Annotated in this window: 5 protein-coding genes; 3 read left to right on the forward strand and 2 right to left on the reverse strand. The window is 43.4% G+C overall.

What is annotated here, in order from left to right; genetic code table 11:
- Positions 1-48: 48 nt before the first annotated feature.
- The gene (locus BCT49_RS07505) at positions 49-1,473 is read right to left on the reverse strand and encodes a lytic transglycosylase F (protein WP_339375377.1); all 1,425 of its coding nucleotides are present in this window, start codon (positions 1,471-1,473) and stop codon (positions 49-51) included.
- 157 nt (positions 1,474-1,630) lie between these two features.
- The gene (locus BCT49_RS07510; protein WP_102434718.1) at positions 1,631-2,359 is read right to left on the reverse strand and encodes an outer membrane protein assembly factor BamD; all 729 of its coding nucleotides are present in this window, start codon (positions 2,357-2,359) and stop codon (positions 1,631-1,633) included.
- A gap of 137 nt (positions 2,360-2,496) precedes the next feature.
- Between BCT49_RS07510 and rluD the strand changes: the two genes are divergently transcribed.
- The 3 genes from rluD (at position 2,497) to clpB (ending at position 6,930) form a co-directional block, all read left to right on the forward strand.
- The gene (gene rluD, locus BCT49_RS07515; protein ID WP_009848467.1) at positions 2,497-3,471 is read left to right on the forward strand and encodes a 23S rRNA pseudouridine(1911/1915/1917) synthase RluD; all 975 of its coding nucleotides are present in this window, start codon (positions 2,497-2,499) and stop codon (positions 3,469-3,471) included.
- A gap of 8 nt (positions 3,472-3,479) precedes the next feature.
- Positions 3,480-4,214, forward strand: a complete 735-nt coding sequence (gene pgeF / locus BCT49_RS07520; protein WP_102434719.1) for a peptidoglycan editing factor PgeF — start codon at positions 3,480-3,482, stop codon at positions 4,212-4,214.
- Between the two features lie 142 nt (positions 4,215-4,356).
- Positions 4,357-6,930 (forward strand): ATP-dependent chaperone ClpB, encoded by a 2,574-nt coding sequence (gene clpB / locus BCT49_RS07525; protein ID WP_102434720.1) that lies wholly within the window; start codon positions 4,357-4,359, stop codon positions 6,928-6,930.
- The last annotated feature ends 451 nt before the right edge of the window (positions 6,931-7,381 follow it).

Raw genomic sequence — 7,381 nt, forward strand, 5'->3', positions numbered from 1 at the left:
GTCTTACCTTAGGCGTTCACAGCTTAAGTACATAGTGATAAATAGCGGCTAGTCGTTGGTTTGCAGTAGCCTTGCTGTTCCGTTCTCTCGAGTGGCATTAATCGCCGCCAATTGTTTATAAATAACAAAGTAGCGATTGATGTTGGCGACATACGTGACGGGTTCTTTACTAACATACTTTCGCGTAACGATTTCGACGTTTTTAAACCAGATGTTAGGGTTGTAGCCTTTCTTCTTCGCGAGGGATCTCATTTTTCTTATTTTAGCTGGGCCTGCGTTATAAGACGCCAACGTAAAATAGATCTGGTTGTCAGCCGTTATGGCAGGGTCATTAAAATATCGGTCTTTGATAAAACGCATATATTTTACACCGGCATGGATGTTGTTATCCACTTTGTGAATATTTTTGATATTAACGTTTTTGTCTTTGGCCGTACTTGGTAAAACCTGCATGACGCCAATCGCCCCACGATGAGAGACTTGACTCTGATCGAGCCCTGACTCTTGAAACCCTTGAGCAGACATCATCAAAGGATCAAATTCGTACTTGCTGGAGTATTTCTCAAATACGTCAGCGAGCTTGGCAACCCTGTCGACTTTGTTTGGATTGAGAGCTCGACCTAACCAACGTGTATTATCGATATATTTTTGGTAGATCACGTTGCCCAGTAAAGTACCTGATCGGGCTTTCTTGACGTACTTGTTGATTTCTTTCTTGAGAAGAGGGCTATCCTTTCTCAGTGCCCAAGCTATTTGACTGTTTTCACGCAGCGGCAACTCAGTATGCACCTGTATGTTCTCCATCACATCAGTCCAGAGTTTCGCCTTGTGGCTATCTAGGATCGTTCCTTGGATATAACCTTGGTTAACGAGCTCTATTAGCTCATAGTCTTGCAGCGACTCTTCGATAAAATGAACATGCAGTGGTGGCAGGCCCATTTTATTGAGCTCTTTATTCACTTTTTGCACACTCTCGAAGTAACTCGAGCTTGCACGGATCCACACTTCTTTGCCGCTCAATTGCTTGATTTCGGTAATAGGGTCTGAGTTTTTTCCGGTAATAATGAGTTCTTGTCCGTCTTTGATCATCGGATCGGAAAAGTCGATTACGCTTAATCGTTTATCGGTAATCGTGAGGTTTGCTACCGCGACATCCCCGTATCCAGATTCTAGTGAAGGAAGGAGATCATCTCGCTGAACCGGAATGATTTGCACATTAAGATAGGGGTGTTTCTTGCGAAGGCTTTTCTCAAAGTGATAGAGCATTTCTGCCACAATACCTTTTGGCTTGCCATCTTCTATGTAGTAAAAACCGAGATCAGCCGATACCAATACTCTCACTGTTCCTTTTGTTTTGAGTACGTCTAAGTCGCCCATGTAAGGCTGATTGCTCAATGGGGATAGTTCTAATGCGTTGGAAAGTGGGCTAAATAACCCGATCCAGATAAATAATAACATCCTGCTCACATCCACACTCCATGTTGATGTTTTGTTAAAAGTTATCTATTGAAGATACTGCTTATGCTGCCATTCATCAAGTTTACCAGACGAAGTTCAAAAAAAATCGCGCTAACAAATTAGCGCGATTTTGAAGTGATTGTTTTAGTAAACAACGAGTGTGATTCGTTGGCTAAGGCAGTGGGTTAAGCTCAATCAAGGCTTCTGTTCTTTTCACTGCGTCTTCTAATCCAAGCTGCTCGTAGGCTTCTAACTGTATTTTCAGAGATTTACGCGCTGCAATGGTGTCAGGGTAAGTCTTTTGTAATTCCTGTGAACGATTCACAGCTGCAATCCACGCTTCACGGCGCAGGTAAAAATCAGCTGTTGCTAAGTCATACTCCGCTAGGCGGTTTTTCAGTGCGAACATGCGTTTTTGTGCATCTTCAGCGTATGGGCTTGCAGGGAAACGTTCTAACAGTCGTTTGAAATCAGCAAACGCTAGCTTCACTGGTTCTGGATCTCGGTCGCTACGGTCGATATTAAAAATATCGTGCATGAAGTTTCGATCTTGAGCCATGTGTGTAAGGCCACGCATGTAAAGAACCCAATCCTGTTTTTCATGAGTTGGGTTTAAGCGTAGGAATCGTGAAATGGTGGCAAGGCCTAACGCCAAGTCATCATTTTTGTAGTACGCGTAAATCAGATCCAGTTGTACTTGTTCAGAATAGGCGCCGAATGGGTAACGAGAGTCTAAGGCTTCTAGCTTTTCGATTGCAGAAAGCCAGCTACCACTTTGCAGTGATTCTTGGGCGTCAGAGTAAAGAACCGATGGCGGTACATCCGGTACTATTTCTTCACTACTTGAACAGCCAACTAAGAGTGATACGGCTAATAGACCCGATAAAGTAAGGTGTTTCATGTCAGGCGTCGATTCCTTGAATTAAATATTTCGTAAGCTTCCGTTACTTTCTAACCAGTAACAGATACAATGATGCAATTATTCTATTTTATCCATACTAATGGGTATTAGTCTCACGGTTTTTAAAAAAGTTCGATATGGCTCAGCAGATAACATTAACAGACACAGTAAAAAGCAGCCAGTTAGGTCAACGTTTAGACCAAGCTGTCGCTGAACTATTTACCGATTTTTCTCGCTCTCGTATTAAAGAGTGGCTTCTTGACGGCAAAATCCAAGTGGATGGCGAAGTTATCACTAAACCGCGCACAATAGTTTTGGGCGGTGAAGCGATCATCTTACAAGCGGAGCTTGCGGATGAAGAGCGCTGGGAAGCACAAGATATTCCGTTAGACATTGTCTATGAAGATGATGATTTATTGGTTATCAATAAACCTCGCGATCTGGTTGTACACCCAGGTGCAGGTACGCCGGATGGAACCATACTAAACGCATTGCTTTTCCATTACCCTCAAATTGCTGAAGTACCTCGTGCGGGTATTGTGCACCGTCTTGATAAAGACACAACAGGTCTTATGGTTGTGGCTAAAACGGTTCCAGCTCAAACTCGTCTTGTGCGTGCTCTTGCTAAACGTCGTATTACTCGTGAATATGAAGCAATTGCAATTGGCAAAATGACTGCGGGTGGTGTTGTTGAGAAAGGCATTAGCCGTCATGCAACTAAGCGTACGTTAATGGACGTTAATGAATTGGGTAAGCCTGCGGTAACTCACTACCGTGTTGCGGAGCACTTCCGCGAACATACTCGAATTCGTCTGCGTCTAGAAACGGGTCGTACTCACCAAATCCGTGTTCACATGTCATACCTTCAGCACCCGCTGTTAGGTGATATTGCGTACGGTGGTCGTGCACGTATTCCAAAAGGTGCATCTGAAGAGCTGACGACAATGATTCGTTCTTTTGATCGCCAAGCGTTACACGCGGTTATGCTGAAATTTGTTCACCCTATTACTGGTGAAGAAGTTGAGTTCCACGCACCTGTGCCAAACGACATGGTTGTGATGGCTGAAGCGTTGCGTGTTGATGCTCGCGAAAACATAGAAGACGACATTTAATCGTGTCAATGATCATCCCTGACTGGAATGCACCAAGAAACGTGAAAGCATTTGCTTCGACTCGTTTTGATGGTTGTTCTACAGGTGCTTATCAAGGCTTAAACCTCGGTATGCACGTTGGGGATGATGCTTCGCTTGTTGAAAGCAATCGAGCGTGGCTAAAGCAACAATCTAAGATGCCTACTGCTCCGGTATGGTTAAATCAGACTCACTCAACGGATGTCGTTACGGTTTTAGAACCTGTGGCGAATGTGCTTGATGCGGATGGTGCATTTACCACTGCAACGGGTGTTGTTTGTTCTGCGATGACTGCCGATTGCTTACCGGTCATCCTTACCGATACCAAAGGCACTCAAGTTGCTGCAGTTCATGCGGGTTGGCGTGGTCTTGCTGGTGGCATTCTTGAAAATGCCGTCGCAAAGTTTTCAAACCTAGATTCAGAACACTCGATCATTGCGTGGCTTGGTCCTGCAATTGGTAAAGATGCATTTGAGGTTGGCAACGATGTATTGGACGCTTTTGTTCGTTTTGACCCTCAAGCGAAATTAGCATTTAAAGCCAAATCTGAACCGGGCAAGTGGTTAGCAAATATGTCTCAACTTGCGACTCAACGATTAATGAAAGTTGGCGTGACTTCGGTGACAGATTCGAATCTATGTACATACGCAGATTCAGATGCTTTCTATTCTTATCGTCGTGATGGTATTACTGGGCGTCAGGCGACATTTATTTGGCTAGAGTAGTCTCTGACTAGCACAACCACTCATCCAGCTCATTTATATTTTCATATCAGCTCTATTCTTCATTATTATCCCTTGAAAATCCGCGTTACCGTATCCATCTTCTAACCATAAGATAAACATATCTAAGAGTAGGAAGGTTGGCATGCGTCTCGATCGATTCACTAGTAAATTCCAAATTGCGATATCTGATGCTCAGTCGCTCGCATTAGGTCGTGATCACCAATATATAGAACCTGTACACCTAATGGTGTCTTTGTTAAATCAAGATGGCAGTGCGATTCGTCCATTGCTCACCATGCTGAATATTGACGTGGTTCAATTGCGTTCTAAATTAAGCGAAATATTAGACCGAGTGCCAAAAGTTAGTGGTATCGGTGGTGATGTTCAGCTCTCTAACGCAATGGGAACGCTATTCAATCTATGTGACAAGGTCGCGCAAAAGCGTCAAGACAGTTACATATCTTCAGAAGTATTCCTACTCGCTGCAATTGAAGACAAAGGTCCTTTAGGAAACTTACTTAAAGAGCTAGGTCTTACTGAGCAAAAACTATCTCAAGCTATCGAGCAAGTTCGCGGTGGTCAAAAAGTTGATGACCCGAATGCGGAAGATAGACGCCAAGCATTAGAGAAGTTCACCATTGATCTGACTGAAAGAGCAGAGCAAGGCAAACTAGATCCTGTGATCGGTCGTGATGATGAAATTCGTCGCACGATTCAAGTCCTTCAACGTCGAACTAAGAACAACCCTGTCATTATCGGCCAACCTGGCGTAGGTAAAACTGCGATTGTCGAAGGTTTGGCTCAGCGCATTATTAATAATGAAGTTCCTGAAGGCTTAAGAGGCCGAAGAGTGCTTTCATTAGATATGGGCTCATTGGTGGCGGGTGCTAAATATCGTGGTGAATTCGAAGAGCGTCTAAAATCGGTGCTTAATGAATTATCGAAAGAAGAAGGCAATGTCATTCTCTTTATCGATGAAATTCATACGATGGTCGGTGCAGGCAAAGGCGAAGGCTCTATGGATGCGGGTAACATGCTGAAACCAGCATTAGCTCGTGGTGAACTGCATTGTGTCGGCGCAACAACGCTCGATGAGTATCGCCAATATATAGAGAAAGACCCTGCGTTAGAACGTCGATTCCAAAAAGTGATCGTGGATGAACCAACCGTTGAAGACACAGTCGCTATTCTTCGTGGTTTGAAAGAGCGTTATGAACTTCACCATCATGTAGAAATTACCGATCCTGCTATCGTAGCTGCAGCAACGTTATCTCACCGATATGTTTCAGATCGTCAGTTACCAGATAAGGCGATTGATCTCATTGATGAAGCGGCTTCGAGTATTCGAATGCAGATAGATTCAAAACCTGAGTCACTAGATAAGTTAGAGCGCAAAATCATTCAGTTGAAGATCGAGCAACAAGCTTTGACGAATGAAAATGATGAGGCCAGTGAAAAACGCCTTCGTACGCTACAAAGCGAACTTTCTGAGAAAGAGCGCGACTTCGCAGAGCTCGAAGAAGTTTGGAACGCTGAAAAAGCGGCTTTGTCTGGTACGCAACATATCAAGTCAGAGTTAGAACAAGCTCGGATGGATATGGATTTTGCACGACGTGCTGGTGATCTTAACCGTATGTCTGAATTGCAATATGGTCGAATCCCAGAATTGGAGAAGCAGTTAGATCTTGCGACTCAAGCTGAAATGCAAGAAATGACCTTGTTACGTAACAAGGTGACTGACGCTGAGATTGCCGATGTTCTTTCAAAGCAAACCGGCATCCCGGTTTCCAAAATGCTAGAAGCAGAGAAAGAGAAGCTTCTGAAAATGGAAGGTGTTCTGCATAAGCGGGTTATCGGTCAAGCGGAAGCGGTCGAAGTAGTATCGAATGCGATTCGTCGTAGCCGTGCTGGTTTGTCTGATCCTAATAAACCAATTGGTTCGTTCTTGTTCTTAGGGCCAACAGGTGTCGGTAAAACGGAACTGTGTAAAACATTGGCGAACTTTATGTTCGATAGTGAAGATGCCATGGTGCGTATCGATATGTCTGAGTTTATGGAGAAGCACTCTGTTGCTCGTTTAGTTGGTGCTCCTCCGGGTTATGTGGGTTATGAAGAAGGTGGATACTTAACTGAAGCCGTTCGTCGAAAACCTTATTCTGTCATTCTGCTTGATGAGGTAGAGAAAGCACACCCAGATGTTTTCAATATTCTATTGCAGGTTTTAGATGATGGACGACTAACTGACGGACAAGGTCGCACGGTCGATTTTAGAAATACCGTGGTAATCATGACATCGAATCTAGGTTCAACGCGTATTCAAGAGAACTTCAATACATTGGATTACCAAGGGATTAAAAATGAGGTTATGGAAGTGGTGGGTAAACATTTCCGACCTGAGTTTTTGAACCGTGTTGATGAAAGTGTCGTGTTCCATCCATTAGGCCAAGAGCATATCGAGTCAATTGCTGCTATTCAGCTTGAGCATTTGAAAAAGCGAATGGAAGATAATGGTTATGAACTCGAAGTTTCAGAAAAAGCGCTCAAGCTAATCTCTCAAGTTGGTTTTGATCCTGTATATGGTGCAAGGCCTCTTAAAAGAGCAATTCAACAAACTGTTGAGAACCCGTTAGCGAAAGCGATACTGGCTGGAAAAATAAATCCAGATAAGAAAGTACAGCTATTAGTGAATAACGACCGAATTATTGCTCACCAATAATCAATCTATGAATAATAGGTACGATTAGCCGAAACTAAGGCTTAATCGTACCTATTTTGAACGCTTTGTGTGAATAGTGTCCGAACGATCGCCTACGGCGGTTTTTTTTCGTTTTTGGTCTTGTGCAAAGGGGGATTCTCTCTATAATGCGCCTCCGTTGCCAGGGATAACCAAGCGGTTTGAACTAAGTAACGAGACGACATTAAGCATTTAAGATGCTTTGAAAAATTAGCTGGAAAAAGTGTTTGACACTGGAACCCAATTCGCTAGAATGGCCGTCCACTTAGAGAGGCTCCTTACTAAAAGGAAGGCTCAATAAGTAAAGCTCTTTAACAATTTAAACCTATCAATCTGTGTGGGCACTCGTTGATGAATATCAAAACGTTATTGGTTCTTTTTCGAAAGAGCGTAGTAACAGTTACTTCGGTAACAAAATTGATTTCAATGAACT

Source organism: Vibrio lentus (genome assembly GCF_002875945.1).
GTDB lineage: Bacteria > Pseudomonadota > Gammaproteobacteria > Enterobacterales > Vibrionaceae > Vibrio > Vibrio apostichopi.

What these genes read in the sequence shown, in the direction of transcription:
- clpB (WP_102434720.1), top strand. Translation starts at nt 4,357, where the DNA reads ATGCGTCTCGATCGATTCACTAGTAAATTCCAAATTGCGATATCTGAT.
- BCT49_RS07510 (WP_102434718.1), bottom strand. Translation starts at nt 2,359, where the DNA reads ATGAAACACCTTACTTTATCGGGTCTATTAGCCGTATCACTCTTAGTT.
- pgeF (WP_102434719.1), top strand. Translation starts at nt 3,480, where the DNA reads ATGATCATCCCTGACTGGAATGCACCAAGAAACGTGAAAGCATTTGCT.
- rluD (WP_009848467.1), top strand. Translation starts at nt 2,497, where the DNA reads ATGGCTCAGCAGATAACATTAACAGACACAGTAAAAAGCAGCCAGTTA.